Below are 26,153 nucleotides of genomic sequence, written 5' to 3'. Positions count from 1 at the left end.
CCTCCGAACGCCTGCGCACGGCGGCCGCTCCGGCGGCCCCGGGGGCTCCTAGGCTGCCCTGCGGACGTCCTTCCGGCCCCGGCCCCCACGCAACCCGAGAAACGGACACTCCCATGCGCCTCCGCTCCACAGCCGCCGCCGCACTCCTCGCCTCCGTCGCCCTGGCCCTCCCCGCCGCCGGCCAGGCCCTGGCCAACGACCGTGACCACGACCACGGCGGCCTCGGCGAGATCCACTACCGCTTCACGGACGACGACGGGGACGTGCGGCACGGGACGATCGAGCCCGGCGACAACGACACCTGCTACCGGCTGACGGGGACCAGCCGGAACCGGCCGGCCTTCGCGGTGCAGAACGACACGGACTCGCTCGTCCTCGTCTTCCGGGACGGCAGCTGTGACGGCGAGGCCCAGGAGGTGCTGCGCCCCGGTGAGCACGCGCGCGACCTGAACGCCCGCTCGGTCTACCTCAAGCCGTCCGACGAGCACCACGGCCGCCACGACTGGGACGACGACCGGGGCGACGAGGACCGCAGCGGGCGCCGCCAGAACCGCGGCAGCGACCGGGTCGTCTTCGACCGGGCCTTCCTCGACGCCGCCTTCCGGTCCGTCAGCTGACCGTCCGCGCCGCCCACGGCGCACATGGGACAGGGCCGCCCGGGGAGTTCTCCTCCCGGGCGGCCCCGTGGTGTGTGCGGTTCAGCGGTTCAGCGGTGACTTCGGCTGTGACTCACTCCGCGCCCCGAAGGGTCAGAAGGTGAGCTTCCAGCTGTCGATCTTGCCGGTGTCCAGGCTGGCGTTGTCGTTGACCCGCAGCTTCCAGACGCCGTTGGCGACCTCGGAGGAGGCGTCGACGGTGTAGCTCTTGATGATGTTGTCGGCGCTGCCGCCCGAGTGGTTGTGCAGGTTGTAGACGCTGCCGTCAGGCGCCACCAGGTCGACCTTCAGGTCGCCGATGTAGGTGTGCAGGATGTTGACGTCCACCTTGAGGGTGGACGGCGCGTTCCCGGTGCGGGTGACGGTGATCGGGGACTCGACCGTGGCGTTGTCGTTGATCGCGTAGTCCGTCGTGTTCTCGAACACGTTCTGCTGCGCGGTCCCGACGCTCCAGGTGAAGGACGCGGTGCCGGTCTTGCCCGCCGAGTCGGTGACGGTGACGGTCACGTTGGACGTGCCCGCGGTGGTCGCCGTACCGGAGATCAGGCCGGTGGAGGAGTTGATCGACAGGCCGGCCGGCAGGCCGGTCGCCGCGTAGCTCAGGGCGCCCGCGTTGGTGCTGGTCGCCTGGACCTGGAGGTTCACCGCGGTGTTGATCTGGGTGGTCTGGTTCGGGATCGCGGTGACGGTCACGCCGTCGTTGATGCGCGCGCCGACGGCGATGCCGGCCCACGCGTTGGCGACGTTGTTGTACGTGGCCGAGCCCTGGCCGTACAGGTCGGCCGCGGCCTTCAGGGTCTGGACGCGGGCGTCCGCGTAGTTGGTGGTCGACTTGAAGTAGCCCACCGTCAGCGCGCGGAACCAGATCTTCGCGGCGGCGTCACGGCCGATCCCGGTGACCGGGAGGCCGTCGGCGGTCGGCGAGTTGTAGCTCACGCCGTTGATCACCTTGGCGCCGGAGCCCTCGGAGGCCAGGTAGAACCAGTGGTTGGCCGGACCCGAGGAGTAGTGGACGTCGACCGAGCCGATACCGGAGTACCAGGAGTCCTTGGACGAGCCGTCCTTGCTCGGCTTGTCCATGTAGCGCAGCGGGCTGCCGTCGCCGTTGATGTCGATCTTCTCGCCGACGAGGTAGTCGCCGACGTCCTTGGAGTTGTTCGCCCAGAACTCGACGGCCGCGGCCATGATGTCGGAGGTGGCCTCGTTCAGACCGCCGGGCTCACCGCTGTAGGTCATGTTGCCGGTGACCGAGGTCAGACCGTGGGTCATCTCGTGCGCGGCCACGTCGATGGAGGTCAGCGGCTTGCTGTTGCCCGAGCCGTCGCCGTAGGTCATGCAGAAGCAGGAGTCGTCCCAGAAGGCGTTGACGTACGCGTTGCCGTAGTGGACCCGGCTGTAGGGGGCCACGCCGTCGTTGCGCAGGCCGTTGCGGCCGTGGACGGTCTTGTAGTAGTCCCAGGTCAGCTGGGCGCCGTAGGCGGCGTCCGCGCCGGCCGTCTCCTTGTTGGAGGACAGGCCGTTGCCCCAGACGTCGGTGGAGTTGCTGAAGAGGGTGCCCGTGCCGGAGGACCCGCCGTTGAGGTTGTACGTCTTGTGGCCGCCGCGGCCGGCGTCGGTCAGCGTGTAGCTGCTGCCGGACTGCGTGGTGCCGAGGGTGACCTGGCCGCTGTACTGCGTGTTGCCCGTGCCGGTCTCGATGGACTGCCACTGGCCGATCTTCGCGCCCGTCTTGGCGTTGGTGATCACATGCAGCCGGCTGGGGGTGCCGTCGTCCTGGAGGCCGCCGACGACGGTCTCGTAGGCGAGGACCGGGATCCCGTCCGCGGCCCAGATCACCTTGCGGGCGCCCTTGTCGGCCTTGGACTGCTTGGAGCCCTCGGAGTTGGCGGCGGCGACCGCCTGTCCCTCCGCGTCGGCCGCCGAGACCGTGGCGTTGGTGTCCGAGACCTTGATCTCGTGCTGGGTCGCCTTGGTGACGCTCTTGGTGACCCCGCCCTTCGCGTGGACGGTCAGGTCGCCGCCGAGCACGGGCAGACCGTCGTAGGTCCGCTCGTAGGTGGTGTGCGTGGTGCCGTCGGCGTCCTTGACCACGTCACGGACGACCAGCTTCTCGCTGCTGCCGAGGCCGAGCGCCTTGGCGGCCTGGGCGGAGGTGGAGTTGGCCTCGCTGATGAGCGTCGCACGCTCAGAAGCGCTGAGTACGACATTGGCCGCGCCCGGGTTGGGCTGGGCGGCCGTGCGGGCCTGCGACGCGGTGACGTCGGCGGAGGCGGTGGCGATACCGGTCTGCATACCTACGGCGACCATGGCCGCCGCGGCTACGAGTGCGCCGGCCGCGGTGGCACGCCGCTGGGGGGTGGGACTCAACGCAGACTCCTTCTGCAAAGGGGATCCGGAGGCTGGGTGGGCCACCGGGCAGATCAGGGCTGTGCGATGAACGGATCGAAGCGTGCCACCTGGCGTGTCCGATGTCAGGGCCACATCAAAAGGTTGGCTGGAAACGGTTCGTTGTCCGAAGAGACGTATCCGGTATCCGAACCCTTCACCTTGGTGTGCGAAGCAACTCCGCGCGCGGTGGAACGGTTGGTACCGGTTGCTAACCCTTGGGTAACAAGAGACCTCGTTCACCCAAACGGCATTTACCGTACGGGTGTTTGTCGTACTGTTTCCCGGTGCGACAGATGGCCCGCCGTTTGGGGAAGCGGCGGACGTGCGCACCGACACAGACCACGTGCCAGGGGGGCCCATGAGGCATGTCCATTTTCCTGCGCAAACAGTGGCCGCGGCGGCCGGTGCGGCGGACGGGCCTCCGGACGCCCCCGCGCGCCGTCTGGGGGACAAGGCCCGCTGGTACCTGCCCGCCGCCGTGGGGGCCGACCTCGCCGGCGCGGCCCTGCCCGTGGGGCTGGTCTTCGACGCGGCGCAGCAGGCCAGGCCCCTGTACTGCGCCCTGGGCGCGGCCCTGGCGTGGGCCGGCGTACAGGCCCTGCGGCGACGATACGCCGCCCGCGCGCTCGGAGAGTCCCGCGGGGTCCTGCCCGTGCTGCACGACTGGCTGATTCTGATCGGCGTCCTGGCCGTCGCCCGTGTCGTCACCGGGGAGAGCACCCCGCGGCTGGCCGCCCTGGGGGCGCTGCTGCCGGCCCTTCTGGTCACCGTCGCCCACCACAAACTGACCTACCATCACCTCCATGCGGCCCGCCGCGCCGCCCAGGCCGTCAGCCGGGTGCTGGTGCTGGGCGAGCCCGCCGCCGCCGACCACGTCATCGCGCACCTCGCGGCGCGCACCGACCACCCGTACGTGGTCGTCGGCGTGCTCCCGGTCGGCGAGGGCGCCCTGGAGGGCGGCGTGCCCGTCGCGGCGCGGCTCGCCGCGCGGATGCCCGAGTCCCTGGGCGAGGACGCGGCCGCGGTGCGGGACGCCGTCCGCGGCCACCACGCCGACCTGGTGCTGGTGGTCCCCGGCGCGCGGATCGCGGGGGAGCGGCTGCGCCGGGTGGCGTGGGCGCTGCACGACGAGGGGCTGGAGCTGGCGGTGTTCCCCGGGCTGGTGGAGGTCTCCGTCAAGCGGCTGGAGACCCTGTCCGCCGGCGGGCTCGCCGTGCTGCGCGTCGCCCCGCCCGTGCGGGGAGGGGCGCAGACCCTGCTGAAGTCCGCGTTCGACCGGGCCGCCGCCGCCGCGGGGCTGCTCGTGCTGTCACCCCTGTTCCTCGTGCTGGTGCTGGCCATCCGCCTGGGCTCGCGCGGCCCCGCCTTCTACAGCCAGCGCCGGATCGGGCGCGACGGGGTCCCGTTCGTCATGTGGAAGTTCCGCACCATGGTGGTGGACGCCGACCGGCTCAAGCCCGGGCTGTCGGGGGCCAACGAGAACGACGGGCTGATGTTCAAGATGCGCCGCGACCCCCGGGTGACCCGGGTGGGCCGGCTGCTGCGCCGCACCTCGCTGGACGAGCTGCCCCAGCTGGTCAACGTGCTGACCGGCAGCATGTCCCTGGTCGGCCCGCGCCCGCCGCTGCCGGAGGAGGTGGCGGAGTACGACGAGGTCGAGCTGCGCCGCCTCACCGTCCGGCCCGGGATGACGGGGCTGTGGCAGATCAGCGGACGCTCCGACCTCTCCTGGGACGAAACGATTCAGCTTGATCTCCAGTACGTGGACAACTGGTCCTTCACCAGCGACGTCGACGTCATGGGCCGTACCCTCCGCGCCGTCGTCGACGGCCGCGGAGCGTACTGAGGGGCCCGCGTTGACGTCAGCTCTGCTCCCGCCACCACCGGTACGTGGCGGCGATGCCCTCGCGCAGCCCGATGGCGGGCTTCCAGCCCAGCGCGCTCAGGCGGGACACGTCGAGCAGCTTGCGCGGGGTCCCGTCCGGCTTGGAGGTGTCCCAGGCGAGCCGTCCCCGGAAGCCGGTCACCTCGGCGACCGTCTCGGCCAGCGCCTTGATGGTCAGGTCCTCGCCGCAGCCGATGTTGACGGGCTCGTCCCCGTCGTAGCGCTCCAGCAGCACCGCGCAGGCGGCCGCCAGGTCGTCGACGTGGAGGAACTCGCGGCGCGGGGTGCCGCTGCCCCACAGGGTCACCTCGTCGCGGCCCTCGGCGGCGGCCTCGTGGAAGCGCCGGATGAGCGCGGGCAGGACGTGCGAGGACTCCAGGTCGAAGTTGTCCCCGGGCCCGTAGAGGTTGGTGGGCATCGCGGAGACGTACGAGGCCCCGTACTGCTTGCGGTACGACTGGACCTGCACGATCCCCGCGATCTTCGCCAGGGCGTACGCCTCGTTGGTGGGCTCCAGCGGCCCCGTCAGGAGGGCGTCCTCGGTGATGGGCTGCGGGGCGAGCTTGGGGTAGATGCACGAGGAGCCGAGGAACAGCAGGCGGCCCACCCCGGCGGCGTGCGCCCCGCCGATGACGCTGAGCTGGATCCGGAGGTTGTCCTCCAGGAACTGCACCGGGTAGGTGCTGTTGGCCATGATCCCGCCGACCTTGGCGGCGGCCAGCACCACGGCGTCGGGGCGCGCGTCCCTCAGGTACGCCTCCGTCGCGGCGGCGTCGCGCAGGTCGAGGTCGGCGCGGCCGCGGGTGAGCACCTCGTACCCGTCGGCGGTGAGTCGGCGGACGACCGCGGAGCCCACCAGGCCGCGGTGACCGGCGACGAAGACGCGGGCGTGCGGGGGCAGAAGCGGCTGCGGATTTGTCATACCGCCGATGATGCCAGTCCGCCGGCGCGGGGCGGGCCGGTCTTAGGCCCACCCGCCCGCCACACCGACCACACGGGCCACACCGGCCACACAGGCCATACGGGCCACACCGGCCACACACCGAGGCGCAGCCTCACACGCAACGGCAACAACGGACCCCAGGGGGACCCATGGGCAAGACCGCACTGATCACCGGCGTCACCGGACAGGACGGCTCGTACCTCGCCGAGCTCCTGCTCTCGAAGGGCTACACGGTGCACGGGCTCGTGCGGCGGTCCTCCAGCTTCAACACGGAGCGGATCGACCACGTCTACCAGGACCCGCAGACGGCGAATCGTTCCTTCGTCCTGCACCACGCCGACCTCTCCGACGGCGTGGCCCTGGTGAACCTGCTGCGCGACATCCAGCCCGACGAGGTCTACAACCTCGGCGCCCAGTCCCACGTCCGGGTCTCCTTCGACGCGCCCCTCTACACCGGCGACGTCACCGGGCTCGGCGCGCTGCGGCTGCTGGAGGCCATCCGGGCCAGCGGCGTGGACACCCGTATCTACCAGGCGTCGTCCTCGGAGATGTACGGCTCCACCCCGCCCCCGCAGAACGAGGACACCCCCTTCCACCCGCGCAGCCCGTACGGCGCGGCGAAGGTCTTCGCGTACTGGACCACGGTCAACTACCGCGAGGCGTACGGGATGTTCGCCGTCAACGGGATCCTGTTCAACCACGAGTCCCCGCGCCGCGGCGAGACCTTCGTGACCCGCAAGATCACCCGCGCGGTCGCCCGGATCAAGGCCGGCCTTCAGGACCACCTCTACCTGGGCAACCTCGACGCCGTCCGCGACTGGGGCTACGCCCCCGAGTACGTGGACGCGATGTGGCGGATGCTCCAGCAGGACGAGCCGACCGACTACGTGGTCGCCACCGGAGTGGCCGCCACCGTGCGGGAGTTCGTCGAGTCCTCCTTCACCCACGCCGGCCTCGACTGGAACGAGCACGTCCGCTACGACCCCAAGTACGAGCGCCCCAGCGAGGTGGACGCCCTCATCGGCGACGCCTCCAAGGCGCGGGAGATCCTCGGCTGGAAGCCGTCGGTCCTCGTGCCCGAACTGGCCCGGATCATGGTCGACGCCGACGTGCGGCAGGTCGAGGACCAACTGGCGGGAGCCACCGTCCGCATCGACCGCTGAGGCCCGTATCCTTCGCCTACGATGTGCCGTGTCCCGGTCATGTTCGTGGTACTCCGTGGTCCTGGCCGGGACCGACCCGCCGTATGTCCTCGTGCGCCCTCCGTACCGAACCCGCTGACCCCGTGTTGGTATGCAATGGGTCAAGTGAGGTGACCGGGCCCTCGCCCGAGTCCTAGTCTGCGCCGGGTACACACGGCTGTTCGTACAGTTCCAGCCATCAGACCGGGCGATTGCCCTGGGGGGCTCATGCGTAGATCCAGAGGGCTGACCGCTGCCCTCGTCCTGTCACTGGCCGGTGCCGGCGCCGGCATAGGCGTGGTGCTGATGCCCTCGGCATCGGCCCTCACCGCGCCAGTGGCGTTCACCGCCGACGAGCTGCCCACCTGGCAGCCGAACGGCGTCGTCTTCGCCATGGCCGAGGCGAACGGCACCGTCTTCGCCGGCGGCACCTTCTCGGCCGTCCGCCCGCCCGACGCCGTCGGCGGCGCCGAGCAGGAGGCCGTGAACTTCGTGGCGCTCGACGCCGCCACGGGCAACCCCACCTCCTGCAAGCTCGCCTTCACCGTCGGCGACGGCACCGCGACCGTCCGCGCGCTGGCCGTCTCCAAGGACGGCAAGACCCTGTACGCGGGCGGCTACTTCGGCGCCGTCAACGGCACCCCGGTGTCCAGCCTCGCGGCCGTCGACATCGAGACCTGCACGCCCAGGGCGTCCTTCCACCCCGGCGTGCCCGCCACCGTGCGCGCGCTCGACGTCACCGACGACACCCTGTACGTCGGCGGCGACTTCTCCACCGTCGAGGGCCAGACCCGCGAGCGGTTCGCCGCCGTCGACGCCTCCTCCGGCGCCCTGAAGCCCTTCACCGCCAACGCGGACGAGCCCGGCCGCGCCGTCAAGGTCAGCAACGACGGCAAGAAGGTCCTGCTCGGCGGCGACTTCTTCACGGTCAACGGCTCCAACACGCACGCGCTGGCCGTCGTCGACGCCGCGACGGGCGCGGTGGCCAAGACCTACAGCACCATCCCGTCGAACTCGGTCGTCAAGGACATCGCCGCCGACGCCACGGGCTACTACACCGCCAACGAGGGCTCCGGCGGCGGCGTCTTCGACGGCCGCATCGCCCTGAACCCCGACTTCAACGAGAAGTGGCGCGACCGCTGCCTCGGCGCGACCCAGTTCGTGCTCCCGTACGACGGCGTCCTCTACAGCGCCTCGCACGGACACGACTGCTCGCTGGAGAACGAGTTCCCCGACGGCAAGCGCAACTTCCTGATGGCCCAGCCGACCGACCACACCGGGGCCGCTCCCGCGCCCGTCGACGGCTTCGTGCACAGCCCGCGCAAGCTCGGCTGGCACCCCAACGCCAACGACGGCATCGGCGAGGGCATCGGCCCGCGCGTGATGGCCGTGGCGCAGAAGGCCGACGTCAAGTACCTGTGGGTGGGCGGCGAGTTCACCCAGATCAACGGCAAGCCGCAGGCGGGCCTGACCCGTTTCGCCGACACCGGTGACATCGGCGCGCCCACCACCCCGGTCGCCAGCGCCGCCAGCTTCAAGCCCGGCGAGGTCCAGGTCCGCTGGCGCACCAGCTACGACCAGGACGACAGCAAGCTGACGTACCGGATCTACCGCAACGGCTCGGCCACCCCGATCCAGACCATGACCGCCGACTCCCTGGAGTTCGAGCGGCCCCAGGCGTCCTGGACCGACACCACCGTCAAGGCCGGCCAGTCCTACACCTACCGGGTGACCGCCACCGACGGCGCCGGCAACACCAGCGCCCTCTCGGCCACCGCCTCCGTGACGGTCCCGGCCTCCGTCCAGTCCTACCCGGACAAGGTCCGCGCGGACGGCGCCACCCTCTACTGGCGCTACGACGACACCGTCAGCCCGTACGTGGCCGACGCGTCGGGCGGCGGCAACACCAGCGGCATCCAGGTGGCCGCCCCGGCCCTGAACCAGAGCCCCGGCGCCGTCAGCGGCACCAGCACGGCCATGGGCTTCAACGGCACCAGCCAGCAGGTGTACAGCGACCACCGCCAGTCCGTGGGCAGCAGCTTCACCGTGGAGACCTGGTTCAAGACGAACACCACCCGCGGCGGCAAGCTGATCGGCTTCGGCAACAACACGGTCAGCAACAGCGGCTCCTACGACAAGCAGCTGTACATGACCAACACCGGCCGCCTGGTCTTCGGCGTCTACAACGGCTCGACCCGCACCATCAGCACGGGCCTGTTCGAGACGTACAACGACAACAAGTGGCACCACGTGGTCGGCACCCAGGGCCCCGGCGGCATGACGCTCTACGTCGACGGCCAGAACAAGGGCACCAACAGCGCCACCGGCTCCACCGCGTACACCGGCTACTGGCACGTCGGCGGCGACTCCCTGGCCAACTGGCCGAACCGCCCGACGAGCAACTTCTTCGCCGGCCAGATCGACGAGACCGCCGTCTACCCGACGGCCCTCACCCAGGCCCAGGTCAAGAACCACTACGACCTGGCCAAGGCGCCCACCGACACGGTCTCCAAGGTCCCCGCGAGCGAGGACACCTACGTCAACCAGGGCGCTCCCGCCACCGCCTACGGCACCTCCACGCAGCTCGCCGTGCGCGGCACCTCCGCGTACGAGTCGTACCTGCGCTTCACCCTCCCGGCCGCCCCGGCCGGGCAGGTCCTGAAGGCCGCCTCGCTCCAGTTCAAGACCTCCACGCAGACCGGCGCCGGCACCGCCGACACCGTCTCGGTGGTCCCCGTCACCGGCACCTGGAGCGGCGACGGCACGACGTTCACCACCAAGCCCGCCCTCGGCACCACCCCGCTCGGCAGCATCACGGGCGTGCCGGACGGCTCGGCGGTCCAGAACGTCGAGCTCGACACCGCCGCGGTCTCCGCGGTGCTGGGCAGCGGCTACAGCCTCGGCCTGACCAGCACGGGCACCGACGCGCTGTGGCTCTGGTCCTCGGAGTCGACCGCCGCGGACGCCGCTCCGCAGCTGATTCTCACCTTCGGCCAGAAGTAACCACCACCTGAGGACGTACGGGGTCCGGCGCTCCTGTGCCGGGCCCCGTACGCCGTCCCACCCACCGGGAGCCCCCGATGCACCTGCGCTCGGCGACAGCCTCCGCAGCCCTCCTCCTCACCACGGCCCTGGCGCTGACCGGATGCAGCTCCTCCGGCGACACCAAGGCCGACGCCGCCCCGGCCAAGCCGAAGCCCCCGGCCGCCTCCCCGGCCCCCGACCCGGCGGACGCCACCGCCTCCCCGGCCGCCAAGCCGACGGGCCCGGTCCTGCCGGACGCGAAGCTCACCCCGAAGACGGGCAGCTTCAAGGAGAACGAGAAGCAGTACCTCAGCGGCCGCGTCCCGGAGAAGACCGACCCGGCGGCCGTCCTCCAGACGGGCCAGGAAACCTGCCAGCGGATCGAACGCACCGCCAAGCACGACAAGGAGGCGGCGGCCGCGTCGATCGTCTCGGGCGAGGTCACGGGCGCCAAGGACGCCATCACCTACCTCTGCCCCGACCAGAAGCCCCTCCTGGCCACAGCGGAGAAGGGCTACGCCGACGGCCCCCACCAGAACCCGGCCCCCGGCACCTACCGCGCCGTCACCCAGACGACCACGTGCACCTGGGAGGCGAAGTCCAAGGACGGCACGGTCCTCGCCTCGGGCCCGCAAGCCCCGCCCAAGCCGGGCGACAGGCCCACCGCCACCATCCCCGCGGGCACGACGGACTTCACCTCGACGAACTGCTACGCCTGGCTCCCGGCGTAACCGGCCCCCGCGCCCTGGCGGCGGATGTCCTCGTACACGCCGAGGAGGGTGTCCAGGACGGTGTCCATCGAGAAGGACGTCGCCGCCAGTTCGCGGGCGGCCAGGGACGCCCGGGTGTTCTCGGCCGGGTCCAGGAGGTCCAGGACCGCCCGCGCGACGCCCTGCGGACCCGGGTCCACCGCCCGGCCCGCGCCCGCCGAAGCAATGTCGCGGGCCAGGCCGTTGGAGTGGGTGACCACCGGGGGGACGCCCACCGCCAGGGCCTCCAGGACCGACATGGGGAAGGGCTCGTCCACCGACGGCAGGACGTAGACGTGGGCGCGGCGCAGTTCCGTGAGGACCTCCGGGCTGGAGAGCGGGCCGGGAACCGTGAAGCGGTCGCCGAGGCCCAGGGCGGTGATACGGGCGCGGACGGCGGGCAGTTCGCCCTCGTCGGGGCCCGCCACCACGAATTCCGCGTCCGGGTGGACGGCCAGCACGGCGGCAGCCGCGTCCACGAAGTCCACCGGCCGCTTACGGGCCTGGAGGCGGGCCGAGTACAGGATCCGCGGCGGCCCGCTCAGCGCCGGGCGCGGCTCCTGGGACGGGGTGCCGTTCACCAGGCGGACCGCCTGGGCGAGCGGCGGGGCGCCGGCCACCGCGTCCAGGCCGCCGCGCTCGTGCGGGGTCAGGTGGAGGACCGCGTCCGCGCCGCGCAGCAGACGGCGTACGGCCACCGCGTCCAGGACCTTGGCGAGGAGCCGTTCGCTGGGGTCCACCATGCCGTGGGTCTGGAGCACCAGCGGCGTGCCGGCGCGCAGGGCCGCCAGGGCCAGCGGCAGGGTCACCAGGTCACGGGCCAGGTGCACGTGGACCACGTCCGCCTCCCGCACCAGCCGGGACGCCGACGCCAGCAGTGCCGGCGAGGTCATCCCGCTGAACCCCAGGGGCAGCAGCCGGCGCGCCGGGAACAGCTTCGCCGGGACCCCCTCCACCGACGCCGGCCAGGGGTCGAAACCCTCCCCGAGGGCCACCAGCCGTGCCTCGTGGCCCCGCTCCCGCAGCCCCTTGGCCAGGTTCAGCGCCACCCGCACCGGGCCGCCGAAGGCGTGCGAGGGGGAGTGCAGCGTGACGGCGTGCAGGATCTTCACTTCGGCTCCTCCACCGGGCGGCGAGTGCCGTCCTGGGTCTGCAGGGTCAGGGCGGGCAGGTCCTTGTGGACCACCGAGCCGGCTCCGGCCACCGCGCAGCGGCCCACCGTCACCCCCGCCAGCACCGTCGCCCGTACGGCCACCCACGCGCCGTCCTCGACGGTGATCGGGGCGTTGCGGTAGCGGAAGTCGGCGGCCCGGTGGTCGTGCGAGCCGGTGCACAGCATCGACTCCTGCGACAGGCACACGTGCGAACCGATCGTCACGGGCTCCAGGTTGAGCAGCCAGACGCCCTCACCGATCCAGGTGTGGTCCCCGACCCTCAGCTTCCACGGCCACAGCACCCGCACCCGGTGCCGGATCAGCACCCCCTCGCCGATCTGCGCCCCGAAGGCCCGCAGCAGCGCCACCCGCAGCCGGGCGGGACACAGCCACGACATGAACAGGGTGTTCATCACCGCGAACCACAGGGCCTGCGCCAGCAGCCCCCGCCCCTTGTCGTATCCGGCCAGCGTGAAGGCAGGAAGATCGCGCACCGGTCGCCCCCGTCATCCCAACGCGCCTCCCCTGGCGCGGAACGCTCAGACTAGACTGCGCGCGGACCAGGCACATGGGGTGGGGGCAATGGTGGCTACTGACATACGCACACCCAGCGTGAAAGCGCCCCCGCCGATGCCCGGCGACGAGGCGCAGTGGGGACGGGTCACCACCCCGCGCACCCTGCTCTCGCGCGCGCTGTCCGTCCCGCTCGCGCTCGGCTTCACCGTCTTCCTGCCGGTGTTCGTCGCCGCCCAGTCCGGCGACGGCCAGCACGACGCCGCGTTCTGGCTCCAGCTGCTGCTCACCATGTACGCGGGCGCCCGCCTCTCGGCCATGGTGCTGACCAGCCGCCGCAAGCTGCTCCAGGGCTCGTTCTGGCTCTTCGTCTACATGGCGATGGGTGTCGCCCCGCTCGCCCAGGCGGTCCTGGGCCGGGTCCCGACCCCCGTGGTCGGACCGCGCTCCGACCTCACCCTCGCCATCGGCCTGGTCCTCCTCGGCTGCACCGCCTTCGACGTCGGCGTGCTCCTCGCCCGCCACCGCCCGGCGGGCCGCGCGGGCGGCTCCCCCAAGGAAGCCCGGCCGGTCATGGCGCACCGCGGGCGGCTCCAGCTCCTCACCGTCCTCGCCTTCGCGGGCAGCGCGGCGTTCATCCTCAAGCTGGGCGGTCCGGCCGTCTTCTTCTCCAGCCGCCAGGAGATCATCGCCGGCATCCAGGACGCGGGCGTCTCCAACGGCGACGGCCAGGCCGGCCAGGCCCTGCTGCGCGGCTTCGGCACCGTGCCCGCGCTGCTGGCGATGCTGCTGTACACGCGGTGGCTGATCACCTCGACGTACGCCCGCCGCAAGGTGTCGGTCATCGTCACCTGGGCGGCGCTGATCGCCCTGAACCTCGTCGTCAACAACCCGATCTCGAACCCGCGCTACTGGTTCCTGACCGTCATGTTCGCGATGCTGTTCACCCTCTTCCCGGTCAGCGCGGCCATGTACCGGGTCGCACTGTCCATGGCCGTGGTCGTCGCCCTCCTCGTCTTCCCCTTCGCGGACCGATTCCGCTACGACGAGAAGAACTACAAGCCCGTCGAGACGACCTCGTTCCTGGAGCCGATGGCACTCAAGGACTACGACCAGATCGGCATGTTCGCGAACACCATCACCTTCTCGAACTCCGGCCCCGGCCACTTCTACGGCCGCCAGCTGGCCGGTTCCGTCTTCTTCGCGGTGCCCCGCTCGGTGTGGCCGGGCAAGCCGCGCGACACGGGCGTGATGGTCGGCCAGTGGATGGGAACGGTCAACACCAACCTCTCGTCACCGGTCTGGGCCGAACTGTGGCTGGACTTCGGCCCCCTGGGCATGGGCGCCGGCCTGCTGGCCCTCGGCTACGCCGCCGCCCGCGTCGACCGCCGCTACGCCAAGCGCGCCACCCGCCGCTCCCCGCCGGGCAGCCTGATCTCGGTGGTGGTCCCGCTGGTGGCGGGCTACTCCTTCATCCTGCTGCGCGGCCCCCTCCTCCAGGCGTCGGGCCGCGTCGCGATAGCGGCGCTGTGCCTGGCGCTGGTGGCGACGTACCGCACGGACGCGAACACCACCCTCAGGTAGGGGAGGGGCCGGGCCGCTCCTCAGAAGTCGCCGGGCGGCAGGGGAAGGGGCAGCCCGGGCAGCCCGTCCATGCGACGTGCTGTCTCACGACCGGGCGGGGCTCGTCATGTCGCCGGGTGCGCCGGGGGGTTCGGCGGGTTCTGCCGTCCCACCCGTAGCCACCCCGCCGCCGCCTTCGCCGCCGAGCCCAGGGCCAGGCCCCAGGCGGCGCCCGCCACGCCCCACGCGGCGTAGCCGGCCAGCAGCAGGGCCACCGACAGGAGGGAGAAGACCACCTGGAGGGAGAGGGTGGCCTTCGGGTTGAGGACCCTCAGGGTCAGAAGGGCGCAGGTGCCCAGGCCCATCACCGCGTACTGGGCGCCCGTCGCCGGGAGGAGGGCCGAGGCCGCCGCCCAGGTGTCGCCGAGCAGGCGCCGGCCCAGCCCGTCCGGCAGGGCGTACAGGACGGCCGCCCAGCCGGCGCCGACGACCGCGAGGGCGGCGCCCATCAGGACGGTCAGCCGGACCACGCCCCGCTTGCCGGACGCCCGGCCGACGATCGGCGGCCCGAAGGCGTTGGCAGAGTTGAACAGCACGTTCAGCGGCCCGAACAGGGTCGTCGCCCCCCGCAGCGCGCCCACCGCCAGCGGGGTCGCGAAGGCGCCCAGCCCGAGCACCGCGAGCTGGCTGGAGCCGTTGCCGACGGCGAACTCGACCACGAACCGCTGCCCGAGGTGTCCGCGCCGCAGGTACGGCCGGACATCGGCGCGGGCCCCGCGGACGTACGGGCGCAGCAGCCACAGGCCCAGCCCCAGCGCGGGCAGCGCGGACAGCCCCCACACCAGCACCAGCCGCCCCGCCGCGGCCCCGCGCGGCTGTACGGCCAGCGCCGCGACCACGCACACCAGCCGCAGCGCGTCCGCGGCCAGCGCCCGCTCGGGCACCCGCAGGGCGGAGAAGCAGTACCGCAGCCCGTCCTGGACGAGGACCAGCGGCAGGACGGCGCCCAGCGCGAGGAAGGCCCACCCGGCGTCCCCGGGGACGGCCGCCCCCGCCACGGCCAGCCCCAGCCCGGCCACGGCGGCGGCCCCGGCGGTGAACAGCACCGACGAGCGGCACACCGCCCCCAGCCGCTCGCCCTTCTCCAGCACGACGGTCTGCCCGACGTAGGCCATGTTCAGCCCGAGGAGCACGCTGAAGGCCACGTACACCATCGAGAAGTCGGCGAAGCCCGACGCCGACGACAGCCGGGCGGCCAGCACCAGCACCAGGATGTTGGTGGCGCTGGAGGCGGCCTGGTCCAGGACCGAGGAGACCGCGGCGAGGCCCCTCCGGCTCACCGCCGGCCCGTGCGGACGGTGCGCAGGGCCACGGTGTCCCCGCCCTCACCCGGCTCAGGAAGGACCGGCGGATGCGCGGAACCCGGCACGGGGTGCGGCGCGGGGGCCGCGGACGCCCGCTTGCCCCGGCCGCGCTTCTCGCCCGGCGGCGGGGAGTGGAGCACCGCGCCCAGCACGGTCCCGCCGGCCCCGCTGATCAGTTCGCGGATCCGGGCCAGGTCGCTGCGGTGCACCGCACGCGGGTCGCAGACCACCAGCACCCCGTCGACCCGGTCGACCAGCGCGAGCGCGTCGGCGTACGAGAGCACCGGGGGCGCCAGCACGATGACCGTGGAGTTGGGGGAGTCGGCCTCGGAGATCAGCCGGGTCGCGCGCGGGGAGGTCAGGGCGCGCGGCACGTTGCGGACCCGGTCGCCCGGGATCAGGTCGAAGGTGCCCGACTCCCCGGCGTCCACCACCAGCTGGCGCCCCTCCGGCCACTCGGACTCCCCGAGCCCGCCGCCCAGCCCGTCCAGGCCGCCCGTCAGGCGGCTCCAGCGCGGCCGTTCGTCCGCGTCGGTCGGCAGCTGGCTGGCCAGGACCGGGGTGCGCAGGTCGGCCTCGATGAGCAGGACGTCCTTGCCGGTCTCGGCGAAGGAGGCGGCCAGGTTCACGGCCACCGCGGCGGCCGTCTCGCTGCTGCCGCGCGGGGCGACGACCAGCAGCCGGCGCCGGTCGGCGAAGCGGGCGTCGTAGGCCAGCCGGAAGGCCACCGACCGGTACTCCTCCGCCAGGCGAGGGTCGGCCTCCCCGGCCGCGAGCAGCGGACCGCCGCCCGTCTTGTCCCGGGGCAGGTAGCCCAGTACGGGGGCGCGCAGGGCCCGGGCCACGTCGCCCTCGGAGCGCGGCGCCGGGTCGAAGACCAGCCGCACCCAGGCGGCGAGCAGGCCGAGGGCCAGGCCCGTGGCCGCGCCGAGCGCGAGCGACATCGGGATGCCCGGCCCGTCGGGGGCGCCGGGCGGGGCCGCCGGGCTGGTGACCCGGCCCGGGGTCATGTCGAGGGCCTGGAGCTTGCTGATGTTGTTGTTGAGGGTGTTGACCTTGCTCTGGAGATCGGTCTTGGAACCCAGCGCCGCGTCACGGGCGGCGCCCGCCGGCATGCTGTTGATCTGCTTGGCCAGGTCGTCGAGCTGCTTGGCGACGGGGTCGCGCTGGTCCTCGTACCCCTTGACCATCCTGTCGCGGGTGACGGCGAGGGCGTCCTGCCGCTTGAGCAGGTACGCCTGGGCCATCCCGTTCGCCCGCTTGGCGGCCTCCTTGGGGGAGGAGGCGGTGTAGGTGAAGCGGAGCACCATCGTCTGCGGCGGGTTGGTCACCTGCAGGCCGGCGCGCAGCCCGGCGAAGTCCTTGGACGGGACCCCGAGCGCCTTCGCGGCCTGCTCGGCTATGGAGCTGGAGAGGGCGACCTGCCGCTCCGAGCCGATGTTGATGGCCTTGTCGGGCGCCAGGCTCGGGTTGAACGGGTCGTCGGTGGGGGCGCGCAGCACCACGTCCGCGACGGACACGTAGGTGTCGGCCGTGGAGATGCCGAGGTAGACGCCGCCCAGCAGGCCGATGCCCACCCCGGCGCCGAGCAGCCGGCGGTAGCGCAGCAGCTGCTTGAACTGGTCCCTGAGGAGGTCCGGTTCGTCCTCGGGCGGGGCCGCCGCCGGGCGGTTCGTCTCGGTCACGACTGGGGACCCCCAAGTGCTTCGTCGATCAGTGCGTCGATGCGGGCCAGGCCCGCTTCGCGGCTCAGATGGGCCGCCACGTGGACGGGCCCGGCCGCACCCAGCGCGTCCGCGCCCTCGGGGTCCTCCGCCAGGGCCCGGACGGCCCCCAGCAGGGCCTCGGGATCCTCCGGCGGTACGAGCACCCCGGCGCCCGAACGTTCCACCTCCTGGGCGGTGCCGCCCTGCGCCGCGACGGAGGCGACGACGGGCCGGCCGGCCTGGAAGTAGGAGGTGAGCTTGGACGGAACGCTCATGTCCAGCACGGCCGCGTGCTGCGTGACCGCGAGCACGTCCGCCGCGGCGAGGATATCGGGGAACTCCCCGTCGGCGGCAGGGGGGATGATGTCGAGGTTGGGCACGTCGGCGGCCTGCGCGGCGAGCGCCGCGCGCTGGCTTCCGTCGCCCATCAGGACGAAGCGGACGCGGGGGTCCAGCCGGGCGGCGCCGACGAGGACGTCGAGGCCCTGCTTGAGCCCCATGTTCCCGGAGTGCAGGACCACGGTCTGGTCCGGCGCCCAGCCCAGGTGGCGGCGGGTCTCCCCGCGGGGCCTGGTCGGCTTGGGGACGTGCGACCAGTTGGGCACCAGGCGGATCCGCTTCGGGTCCACGCCCATGCCGGTGACCCGGTCGACGAAGGTCTCGTGGATGACGCCGACCAGCGCGGCCCGCTTCAGGGCGTACGCCTCGGCGCGTCCGGCCAGCGCGGCCGCCTTGTCCCCGCCGCTGATCCCGCTCTGCGCGGCGGCGGCCCCCATCAGGTCCTGGACCACCGGGACGAACGGCACCTTCCAGCGGGCGGCGAGCCGCGCGGCCAGCACCCCGCCGGCCAGGCTGGGCATCTGGGCCATCACCGCGTGCGGCCTCGGCATCCGGGGCGGGGCCACGGCGCCGTGCAGCAGAATCGATCCTTCGAACAGGGCCCGCGTCACGGCGGTCTGCTGCGCCGGAACGGTGTGCGCGCGCCGGTGCACGGTGACCCCCGCGCGCCGTTCCGTGCGCCGTAGCGCCCCCTTGTACTCCGGCTCCAGGGACCACGCCGGGTAGTGCGGCATGCCCGCGAGGACGTGGGTGTCATGGCCGGAAGCAGCCCAGTGCTCCGCGATCTGGGTGGCGTACGGGCCGATGCCCGCGTGTTCGGGGGCGTAGTTGGTGGAAACCAGCAGCAGCCGCCGGTGGCCGGATGTGGACACTGAACGTCCCCTTCTCCCCTGGATGATGCGCACGTCACCCTATGCGTTCACCGACAGCGTGTGGAACGTGCGCGCTATTGTCTGCTAATCGTCCGCACCGGGGGGTGCGGCCTGTGGGGGGTACCTATGACCGATCACCAGATGTCCCATGCCGCGACGGCGACGCGCCGGCCGTACCGGGTCGGCTACGCGCCCGGCGCCTACGACCTGTTCCACATAGGCCACCTCAACATCCTCCGGCACGCCCGCAGCCAGTGCGACTACCTGGTGGCGGGCGTGGTCTCCGACGAGATGGCCGAACTGGCCAAGGGGCGCCGCCCGATGATCCCGCTGGTCGAGCGGCTGGAGATCGTCCGCAGCGTCAAGTACGTGGACGCCGCCTTCGTCGAGACGGTCCCGGACAAGGTCGAGACGTGGAAGCAGGTCCGCTTCGACGTCATCTTCAAGGGCGACGACTGGCGCGGCACCCCCAAGGGCCACAAGCTGGAACGGGACTTCGCCGCCCACGGGGTCGACGTCGTGTACTTCCCCTACACCGTGCACACCTCCAGCACCCAGCTGCGCCGCGCCCTGGACGCGCTCGCCCAGCCGCAGCCGGTGCCGCTGCACCAGCCGCTGGCCGAGCCCCTCACCGCCGAACGGCGCTGAGCTCCCGGAACCACTTCGCCAGGAACGCCAGCAGGAACAGCGCGGCGACCGCGCCCAGCCCCGCGTACGCCCAGCGGAACAGCGCCCCGCCGCCCAGCAGCAGGAACACCAGGCAGAACACCCCGTAGTCCACGGGGAGCAGCGCCACCGCGCGCAGGGCCGACGGCGCGGCGGCGGGGCTCCCCGGGGCCGCCTTCGGCTTGAGCTTCTCGGTGAGCAGCCCCCCGAAGAAGGTCACCACCGAGGCGAACTGGAAGCCCAGCGGCACCAGCAGCCAGCCGTCCGCGCCCGTGCCGTACGCGTCGGGGAAGCGGTAGAAGGCGATGAGCACACACGAGTGCAGCGTGGTCAGCTTGGCGGCGTCCACGACGTGGTCCAGCCATTCGCCCGCCGCGCTGCCGCCCCCGCGCAGCCGCGCCAGCTGTCCGTCGGCGGAGTCGAAGGCGAAGCCGGCCGCCAGCGCGGCCCATACGGCGATCCCCAGCCCCCAGGAGGGCGCGGCCAGCGCCACCGCCGCGACGGCGGCGAAGCTGAAGGCGGCGCTGACCAGCGTCACCTGGTTCGGGGTCAGCCCCAGGGCGTAGGAGCCGGCGGCCAGGTACCGCCCGGCGGGCCGGTTGACGTACCGGGAGTAGAGGGACACGCCCTTCGCCGACTTCTGCGCCCCGCGCAGCTCGCGCAGCGCCGTCCCCACCCTCGCCATGTGTACTCCTGTTCGCGTGTCCGTGTGTTCGTATCTTCACGGAAAGCGCACATCATCGCAGGGTGAACGAAAGCATCCGCTCCGGATGCGTGGGTATGTCCGCCCGTCCCCTTTCAGGCCGCTCCTCACCCAACCCCCGTCACCCAGCCCCCTCACCCAGCCCCCGTCACCCCGCCACCCGCAGCAGCAGCACCGAGCGCGCCGGCACCGTCAGCGGGTCCCCGCCCCGGTACCGCGTCCCCGGCGCGGCCTCCTGCTCCTCCCGCGAGGTGTCCAGCACCAGCTCGTACTCCCCGGCCCACGGCGGACCCGGCAGCACCCACTCCAGCGGCAGCTCCCCCGAGTGCAGCAGCGCCAGGAAGCTGTCGTCCGTCACCGGCCGGCCCCGCTCGTCCCGACCGGGGATGTCCCGCCCCGAGAGGTACAGCCCCACCGCGGACGCCGGCGCGTACCAGTCCCGCTCCGTCATCTCCGTCCCCGACGGGGTGAGCCAGGCCAGGTCCCGCAGCCCGTCCGCTCCCTGCGCCCGCCCCGAGAAGAAGGCCCGCCGGCGCAGCACCGGATGCGCCCGGCGCAGCGCCACCAGCCGCCTCACCAGCGCGAACAGCCCGCTCCACGCCGGATCCTCCAGCAGGGACCAGTCCACCCAGCCGGTCTCGTTGTCCTGGCAGTACGCGTTGTTGTTGCCGCCCTGGGTCCGCCCGAACTCGTCCCCCGCCACCAGCATCGGCACGCCCGTCGACAGCAGCAGCGTGGTCAGCAGGTTGCGCAGCTGCCGCCGGCGCAGCGCCGTGATCCGCGGGTCGTCGCTCTCGCCCTCGGCCCCGCAGTTCCAGGACCGGTTGTCGTTGGTCCCGTCCCGGTTGGCCTCGCCGTTCGCCTCGTTGTGCTTGCGCTCGTACGAGACCAGGTCGCGCAGGGTGAATCCGTCGTGCGCCGTCACGAAGTTCACCGAGGCGTAGGGGCGCCGCCCGCCCCACGCGTACAGGTCGCTCGACCCCGACAGCCGGTACCCCAGGTCCCGTACGTCGGGCAGCGCGCCCCGCCAGAAGTCGCGCACGGCGTCCCGGTAGCGGTCGTTCCACTCCGTCCACAGCGGCGGGAACGCCCCCACCTGGTAGCCGCCCGATCCCACGTCCCACGGCTCGGCGATCAGCTTGACCCGCCGCAGCACCGGGTCCTGCGCGATCACCGCGAGGAACGGGGACAGCATGTCCACGTCGTGCATCGACCGGGCCAGGGCCGCCGCCAGGTCGAAGCGGAAGCCGTCCACCCCCATCTCCGTCACCCAGTAGCGCAGCGAGTCGGTGATCAGCCGCAGCACGTGCGGCCGCCCGGCGTGCAGGGTGTTGCCGCAGCCGGTGTAGTCGGCGTAGCGGCGCTGGTCGGGCTGGAGCCGGTAGTACGCCCGGTTGTCGATCCCGCGCAGCGACAGGGTCGGGCCCAGCTCCCCGGCCTCCGCCGTGTGGTTGTAGACCACGTCGAGGATGACCTCGATCCCGGCCGCGTGCAGGGCCTTCACCATCCGCTTGAACTCGCCCACCTGCTGCCCCGTCGTCCCGCTGGCGCTGTAGCCGGCGTGCGGGGCGAAGTAGCCGACCGAGTTGTAGCCCCAGTAGTTGCGCAGCCCGCGCCGCAGCAGGTGGTCCTCGTGCGCGAACTGGTGCACCGGCAGCAGCTCCACCGCCGTCACCCCCAGCCCCACCAGGTGCTCCACCGCCGCCGGGTGCGCCAGCCCCGCGTAGGTGCCGCGCAGCTCCTCGGGAACACCCGGATGGCGCATCGTGAACCCGCGCACATGCAGCTCGTAGATCACCGAATCGGCCCAGGGGGTCTTCGGCCGGACGTCGTCCGCCCAGTCGTCGTCATCGTGGACGACGACCCCCTTCGGGACGAACGGCGCCGAGTCCCGGTCGTCGCGCACGGTGTCCGCGATGTACTGCTGCGGCCAGTCCCGGACGTGCCCGTACACCTCCGGAGGCAGCGAGAAGTCCCCGTCCACCGCCCGCGCGTACGGGTCCAGCAGCAGCTTCGCCGGGTTGTACCGGGCCCCCGTCCAGGGGTCCCAGCGCCCGTGCACCCGGAACCCGTACCGCTGCCCGGGACGCACGCCCGGCACGAACCCGTGCCAGATCTCGTGCGTCAGCTCGGTCAGGGTGCAGCGGGTCTCGGTGCCGAGGGCGTCGAACAGGCACAGCTCCACCGCCTCCGCGCCCTGCGCCCACAGTGCGAAATTGGTGCCCGGGACCCCGCCGGGGCCGGCGTGGAACCGGGCTCCCAGCGGGTGCGAGGACCCCGGCCACACCGGTGGCCCCGGGTGGGCGGCCGCCCGTAGCACCCGGGCCTGGACCCGCTCCCGTACGGCGTCCATGTCCGGTCCGCCGCGGGGGGCGGCCTCGGTGGTCCCGCCGGCGGCGTTGTCCACCGCCTCTTGCTCGGCTGCGCTCGACACTGCCCGCCTCCACGGCTCCTCGGTACCGGCGGGGGAGCGCGGCCCGGCGTCCCGGCCGGGACCGCCCCCGTCTGGCCCTTCACACTGTTCTGCCCCCACTGCCGTACCCGGAACGTGTCCGGCCCTCACGTTTCCCCCGGAGGGGCCGCGTCGTTGGACGGGCGTGACACTTCTGACGAGGCGGGCAGGGGCGGGATGGGCGGCCGTGGCGGTGTGCGCGGCACTGCTGGGCGGGCTCACCGGCTGCACCGGGGACGGACGCTCCCCGGTCGAGGTGCAGCTGCCCGGAAAACCCCGCTCGCCCGACGAGGCCATCCGCATCACCCCCGACGACAACGCCAAGGGGGTCCCGGCCGACGGCCCGCTGCGCATCACCGTCCCCGAGGGGCGGCTGGAGCGGGTCACAGTCACCAAGGTGGAGGACGCGCAGCAGGAGCAGGTCCCCGGGTCCATCGCCGACGACGGGCTCAGCTGGAGCCCCGACCCGGAGGCCGGGAGGCTCGCGCTCGCCGCGAAGTACACCGTGGACGCCGTCGCCCTCGACGGGCACAACCGGCGCCAGGCCCGCCACACCACCTTCACCACCTACGTCCCCGAGGAGCGGTTCATCGGCTACTTCAAGCCGGAGAACCGCTCCACCGTCGGCACCGGCATGATCGTCTCCTTCAACTTCAGCCGGGCCGTGAAGAACCGCGCCGACGTCCAGAAGGCCATCACCGTCACCGCCGAACCGGCCGTGCCCGTCGTCGGCCACTGGTTCGGCTCCGAGCGCCTGGACTTCCGGCCCAGGGAGTACTGGAAACCCGGCACGCAGGTCACGGTGCGGATGAAGCTCCGCGACGTCGAGGGCGCACCGGGGGCGTACGGCATCCAGGACAAGACCATCCGGTTCACCATCGGCCGCTCCCAGGTCTCCACCGTCGACGCGGCCGCGCACACCATGGAGGTACGGCGCGGCGGCGAGCTGCTGTCCACCATCCCGGTCAGCGCCGGGGCCCCGAAGAACACCACCTACAACGGCAAGATGGTGGTGATGGAGATGTTCGACGTCACCCGGATGAACGGGGCCACCGTCGGCTTCACCAGCGAGGACGGCAAGGGCGAGTACGACATCCCCGACGTCCCGCACGCCATCCGGCTCACCGCCTCCGGCACCTTCCTCCACGGCAACTACTGGGCCCCTCCCGAGACCTTCGGCACCACCAACACCAGCCACGGCTGCGTGGGCCTGCGCGACGACAAGGGCGGCGGGTCGGACACGCCGGCGGGCTGGTTCTTCGACCGGACCCTGATCGGGGACGTGGTGGAGGTGGTGAACTCCCAGGACAAGACCGTGGCCCCGAACAACGGACTGGGCGGCTGGAACATGTCCTGGGCCGACTGGGTCGCCGGATCCGCCGTCGGCTGACCGGGGCCGCCGTCAGCCCTCCGGGACCGCCGGTGCTGAGCGGCGCCGGAGCCAGCAATCGAGTGATCGGCAGACCGGAATGCCGTAGCCGGGGAGTGTCTTCCGTCCGCCACGCCGGGTCCCGCCCGCAGCCTGGCAGGGCCATCAGCGCAGGCGATGGCCGGATTTCGTGGACGGAGCGTCATGTCAGCAAGGAACTGGACCCTCGGGCTGGCCGTGGGAGCCGTACTCGCGGCCACCGCCGGAGCCCCCGCGGCCCTCGCGGCGGGCACCGGCACCGCCCCGCCGGCGGCCCGCGCGCTGCGGGCCCCGCTGCCCGGCGGCCTCGGTCCGTGCATCCCCGGCGGCACCGGGCCGGGCCAGGGCTGCCCGCCGGTGTGGCCCGACCCCAACAACCTGCCCTTCACCGGCCGGGACAACGGCATCAACCTCTTCGTGGGCGGCGACATGCGGGTCCGCCGGGGAGCCGCCGAGGCCGAGGGCAAGGTCGTGGTCCTCGGGGACTTCGACATGAACAAGTCCGCCGGGAACGTCTACAACGTGGGCATCGCCGGCGTCGGCTCCCGGGTCCCCCCGGCCGACGGCTCGGACTTCCTGACCACCGGCGACGACATCACCGTGGCCCCCGGCCAGCGGCTCCTCGCCGACGGCGGCGTCGTCCGCTACGCGGGCACCCTCACCGGCACCGTGACCGGCACCCCCGTCCACGACGCGAACGCCGCCGCCCCCTACGCCGCGCTGCGCGGCGAACTGGGCGCCGCGAGCACCTGCTACGCCTACCCCCAGGGCGCCCCGCGCACGGCCACCGGCCGCGCGGTGTGGAGCGCTCAGGAGACCGTCTTCACCGGGGACGGCACCTCGATGCTCCAGGTCTTCAACGTGGACTTCGACCTCGCCGGCCCCGGCGGCGCCCAGCAGAGCCTCCGCTTCGCGGGCATCCCGGCCGGCGCCACCGTCCTGGTCAACGTCACCGGCGAGGCCCGTACCCTCCGCGTCAACAACGCCCTGCTGCCCGCCGGACTGCGCGAGCGGCTGCTGTGGAACTTCCCCGACGCCCGGGACGTCGGCCTCGCCGGCTCCGCCCAGCTCGGCGGGAGCGTGCTGATCGGCCAGGACGCCTCGGTCGCGACCGTCTCCGTCATCGGCGTGAACGGTCGCTTCTTCACCGCCGGCGACATCACCCACACCAGCCCCACCGAGACCACCGGACTCGGCGCCGAGTTCCACGCCTACCCCTTCAACGGCGACCTCCCCGACTGCGCGCCCGACCCGGCCGTCACGGGCCGGCTGTCCGTGCTGAAGACCGACGAGGAGGGACGGCCGCTGCCGGGCGCCCGCTTCGAGCTGTGGCGCGAGACCAACGGGCAGGCGGGCCTGCAGACCGAGGGCGCGAACGCCGACACCCGCGTGACCGACTGCACCACCCCGGCCGACGGCACCTGCACCCGCGAGGAGGAGACCGGCACCTACTACTGGCGGGAGACGGCCGCGCCCTCCGGGTACGAGCTGCCGGCCGACCCCGTCCTGCGGGTGGTCCTGACGCGGGAGAACGCCGAGCAGGGCGTACGGGTCACCGCCCGCAACCGCCGGACGACGCCGCCCGAGCCCCGCGCCCGGGTGGTGCTGCGCAAGGTCGACCTGGACAGCGGCGAGCCGGTGGCGGGCGCCCGCTTCGAGCTGTGGCGCGAGAGCAACGGCGTCCCCGACCTCCAGACGGGCGGCCAGGACCCGGACACCCGGGTCGGCGGCGTGTGCGTGACGGACACCCAGGGCAGCTGCACGGTGGAACTGCCCGTCGGCGAGCGCTACTACTGGCGCGAGGTCAGCGTGCCCGACGGCTACGAGCGGCCCGCCGACCCGGTCACCGCCTTCGACCTGGACGAGGACGACGTGGCCCGGGGAGCCGTCGTCACCGTCCGCAACGCGCGCAGGGACGTGGAGCACCCCGGCTCCGTCAAGGTGGTCAAGAAGGACGCCAAGACCCGTAAGCCCCTGGCCGGCGGGGTCTTCCAGCTGTGGCGGGAGACCAACAACACCGAGGGCCTCCAGACGGAGGGCCCGTACCCCGACGAGCGCGTCGGCGCCTGCACCACCGCGGGCAACGGGGCCTGTGAGTTCGACGGCCTCACGCCCGGCATGTACTACCTGCTGGAGACCTCGGCCCCCGAGGGCTACCTCCTCCCCGCCGACCGGGTCACCGGCCCGCTGCTGCTGACGAACGACACCGACGGGCGGGACATCGTCGTCCCGGTCCTCAACAAGCGCGACCACCACGGCAAGCCGGACCACCACGGCAAGCCCGACCACCACGGCAAGCCCGACGACCACGGGAAGCCGGAGCATGACGGTTCCGGGCACGAGGAGCACGGCGACCACGACGGCCCCCGCCCGGGCCACGACGAGCCCGGCCACGACCAGCCCGGCGACAACGGCCACGACGGCCACGACCGCCCCGACCTGCCGGGCCTCGGCAACTGGCCGGTCACCCGCGGCCGGAACTGACGCCCCGGCCGGACGGGCGGCACACCGCCCGTCCGGCCGTCCGTCCGTGCGGTGAGTTGGGACGGAACGGTGACATGACCGTTTCTCTTCGTCGTCATCCCGT

The 26,153-nt window shown here is 72.7% G+C and carries 18 protein-coding genes; 9 read left to right on the top strand and 9 right to left on the bottom strand.

The features are described from left to right. Positions 1-113 precede the first annotated feature (113 nt). A complete protein-coding gene (locus tag ABZ716_RS01310; RefSeq protein ID WP_358812454.1) occupies positions 114-617 on the top strand; it encodes a hypothetical protein in 504 nt (167 codons plus the stop codon). Positions 618-749: 132 nt separating this feature from the next. Here the strand turns inward: ABZ716_RS01310 and ABZ716_RS01305 are convergent, their stop codons facing one another. Continuing rightward, the gene (locus ABZ716_RS01305; protein WP_358955601.1) at positions 750-3,023 is read right to left on the bottom strand and encodes a M4 family metallopeptidase; all 2,274 of its coding nucleotides are present in this window, start codon (positions 3,021-3,023) and stop codon (positions 750-752) included. Between the two features lie 379 nt (positions 3,024-3,402). Between ABZ716_RS01305 and ABZ716_RS01300 the strand changes: the two genes are divergently transcribed. Further along, on the top strand, positions 3,403-4,890 hold the full coding sequence (locus ABZ716_RS01300) for a sugar transferase (RefSeq protein WP_358955598.1): 1,488 nt from the start codon (positions 3,403-3,405) through the stop codon (positions 4,888-4,890). Between the two features lie 16 nt (positions 4,891-4,906). Here ABZ716_RS01300 and ABZ716_RS01295 read toward each other — a convergent pair whose 3' ends face one another. Next, on the bottom strand, positions 4,907-5,851 hold the full coding sequence (locus tag ABZ716_RS01295; RefSeq protein ID WP_358955596.1) for a GDP-L-fucose synthase: 945 nt from the start codon (positions 5,849-5,851) through the stop codon (positions 4,907-4,909). Between the two features lie 170 nt (positions 5,852-6,021). Between ABZ716_RS01295 and gmd the strand changes: the two genes are divergently transcribed. From gmd to ABZ716_RS01280, 3 genes are all read left to right on the top strand, one after another. Then, complete coding sequence (gene gmd / locus ABZ716_RS01290; RefSeq protein ID WP_358812450.1) at positions 6,022-7,035, top strand: GDP-mannose 4,6-dehydratase; 1,014 nt, start codon at positions 6,022-6,024, stop codon at positions 7,033-7,035. A 246-nt stretch (positions 7,036-7,281) separates the two neighbouring features. Then, positions 7,282-10,056: a LamG-like jellyroll fold domain-containing protein gene (locus ABZ716_RS01285; RefSeq protein ID WP_358955594.1), complete on the top strand. Its 2,775-nt coding sequence runs from the start codon at positions 7,282-7,284 to the stop codon at positions 10,054-10,056. A gap of 77 nt (positions 10,057-10,133) precedes the next feature. Next, positions 10,134-10,808 (top strand): hypothetical protein, encoded by a 675-nt coding sequence (locus tag ABZ716_RS01280; protein ID WP_358955592.1) that lies wholly within the window; start codon positions 10,134-10,136, stop codon positions 10,806-10,808. On the opposite strand, the gene ABZ716_RS01275 is transcribed toward ABZ716_RS01280, so the two are convergent. Together ABZ716_RS01275 and ABZ716_RS01270 are read right to left on the bottom strand one after the other, a co-directional pair. Continuing rightward, positions 10,787-11,938: a glycosyltransferase gene (locus ABZ716_RS01275; protein WP_358813813.1), complete on the bottom strand. Its 1,152-nt coding sequence runs from the start codon at positions 11,936-11,938 to the stop codon at positions 10,787-10,789. The genes ABZ716_RS01280 and ABZ716_RS01275 overlap by 22 nt on opposite strands. Continuing rightward, positions 11,935-12,474, bottom strand: coding sequence for a WcaF family extracellular polysaccharide biosynthesis acetyltransferase (locus tag ABZ716_RS01270; protein ID WP_358813812.1), 540 nt, complete (start codon positions 12,472-12,474; stop codon positions 11,935-11,937). The genes ABZ716_RS01275 and ABZ716_RS01270 overlap by 4 nt, the downstream gene beginning before the upstream one ends. A gap of 136 nt (positions 12,475-12,610) precedes the next feature. Here ABZ716_RS01270 and ABZ716_RS01265 point away from each other — a divergent pair, with 136 nt between their 5' ends. Beyond that, entirely contained in the window at positions 12,611-14,077 is a 1,467-nt protein-coding gene (locus ABZ716_RS01265; protein WP_358813828.1) for a hypothetical protein, read from the top strand. Positions 14,078-14,181: 104 nt separating this feature from the next. Here ABZ716_RS01265 and ABZ716_RS01260 read toward each other — a convergent pair whose 3' ends face one another. From ABZ716_RS01260 to ABZ716_RS01250, 3 genes are read right to left on the bottom strand one after another with little or no spacing between them, the layout of a single operon-like run. Next, positions 14,182-15,396, bottom strand: coding sequence for a hypothetical protein (locus ABZ716_RS01260; RefSeq protein ID WP_358955590.1), 1,215 nt, complete (start codon positions 15,394-15,396; stop codon positions 14,182-14,184). Continuing rightward, the gene (locus tag ABZ716_RS01255; protein ID WP_358955588.1) at positions 15,393-17,105 is read right to left on the bottom strand and encodes a lipopolysaccharide biosynthesis protein; all 1,713 of its coding nucleotides are present in this window, start codon (positions 17,103-17,105) and stop codon (positions 15,393-15,395) included. The genes ABZ716_RS01260 and ABZ716_RS01255 overlap by 4 nt, the downstream gene beginning before the upstream one ends. Beyond that, positions 17,102-18,307: a glycosyltransferase family 4 protein gene (locus ABZ716_RS01250; protein WP_358955875.1), complete on the bottom strand. Its 1,206-nt coding sequence runs from the start codon at positions 18,305-18,307 to the stop codon at positions 17,102-17,104. Before ABZ716_RS01250 ends, ABZ716_RS01255 begins: the two co-directional genes overlap by 4 nt. A 156-nt stretch (positions 18,308-18,463) precedes the next feature. Between ABZ716_RS01250 and ABZ716_RS01245 the strand changes: the two genes are divergently transcribed. Beyond that, the gene (locus ABZ716_RS01245; RefSeq protein WP_358813809.1) at positions 18,464-18,985 is read left to right on the top strand and encodes an adenylyltransferase/cytidyltransferase family protein; all 522 of its coding nucleotides are present in this window, start codon (positions 18,464-18,466) and stop codon (positions 18,983-18,985) included. Here the strand turns inward: ABZ716_RS01245 and ABZ716_RS01240 are convergent. Both ABZ716_RS01240 and glgX read right to left on the bottom strand, forming a co-directional pair. Continuing rightward, positions 18,966-19,688, bottom strand: coding sequence for a CDP-alcohol phosphatidyltransferase family protein (locus ABZ716_RS01240; protein ID WP_358955586.1), 723 nt, complete (start codon positions 19,686-19,688; stop codon positions 18,966-18,968). The genes ABZ716_RS01245 and ABZ716_RS01240 overlap by 20 nt on opposite strands. 166 nt (positions 19,689-19,854) lie before the next feature. Next, complete coding sequence (gene glgX, locus ABZ716_RS01235; protein ID WP_358955872.1) at positions 19,855-22,059, bottom strand: glycogen debranching protein GlgX; 2,205 nt, start codon at positions 22,057-22,059, stop codon at positions 19,855-19,857. Positions 22,060-22,345: 286 nt separating this feature from the next. Between glgX and ABZ716_RS01230 the strand changes: the two genes are divergently transcribed. Both ABZ716_RS01230 and ABZ716_RS01225 read left to right on the top strand, forming a co-directional pair. Further along, entirely contained in the window at positions 22,346-23,548 is a 1,203-nt protein-coding gene (locus ABZ716_RS01230) for an Ig-like domain-containing protein (RefSeq protein ID WP_358813807.1), read from the top strand. A gap of 183 nt (positions 23,549-23,731) precedes the next feature. Continuing rightward, entirely contained in the window at positions 23,732-26,050 is a 2,319-nt protein-coding gene (locus tag ABZ716_RS01225) for a choice-of-anchor A family protein (protein WP_358955584.1), read from the top strand. The last annotated feature ends 103 nt before the right edge of the window (positions 26,051-26,153 follow it).

This window comes from Streptomyces sp. NPDC006687, assembly GCF_040636215.1.
Lineage (GTDB): Bacteria > Actinomycetota > Actinomycetes > Streptomycetales > Streptomycetaceae > Streptomyces.
This window is presented reverse-complemented; position numbering and strand designations above follow the sequence as displayed.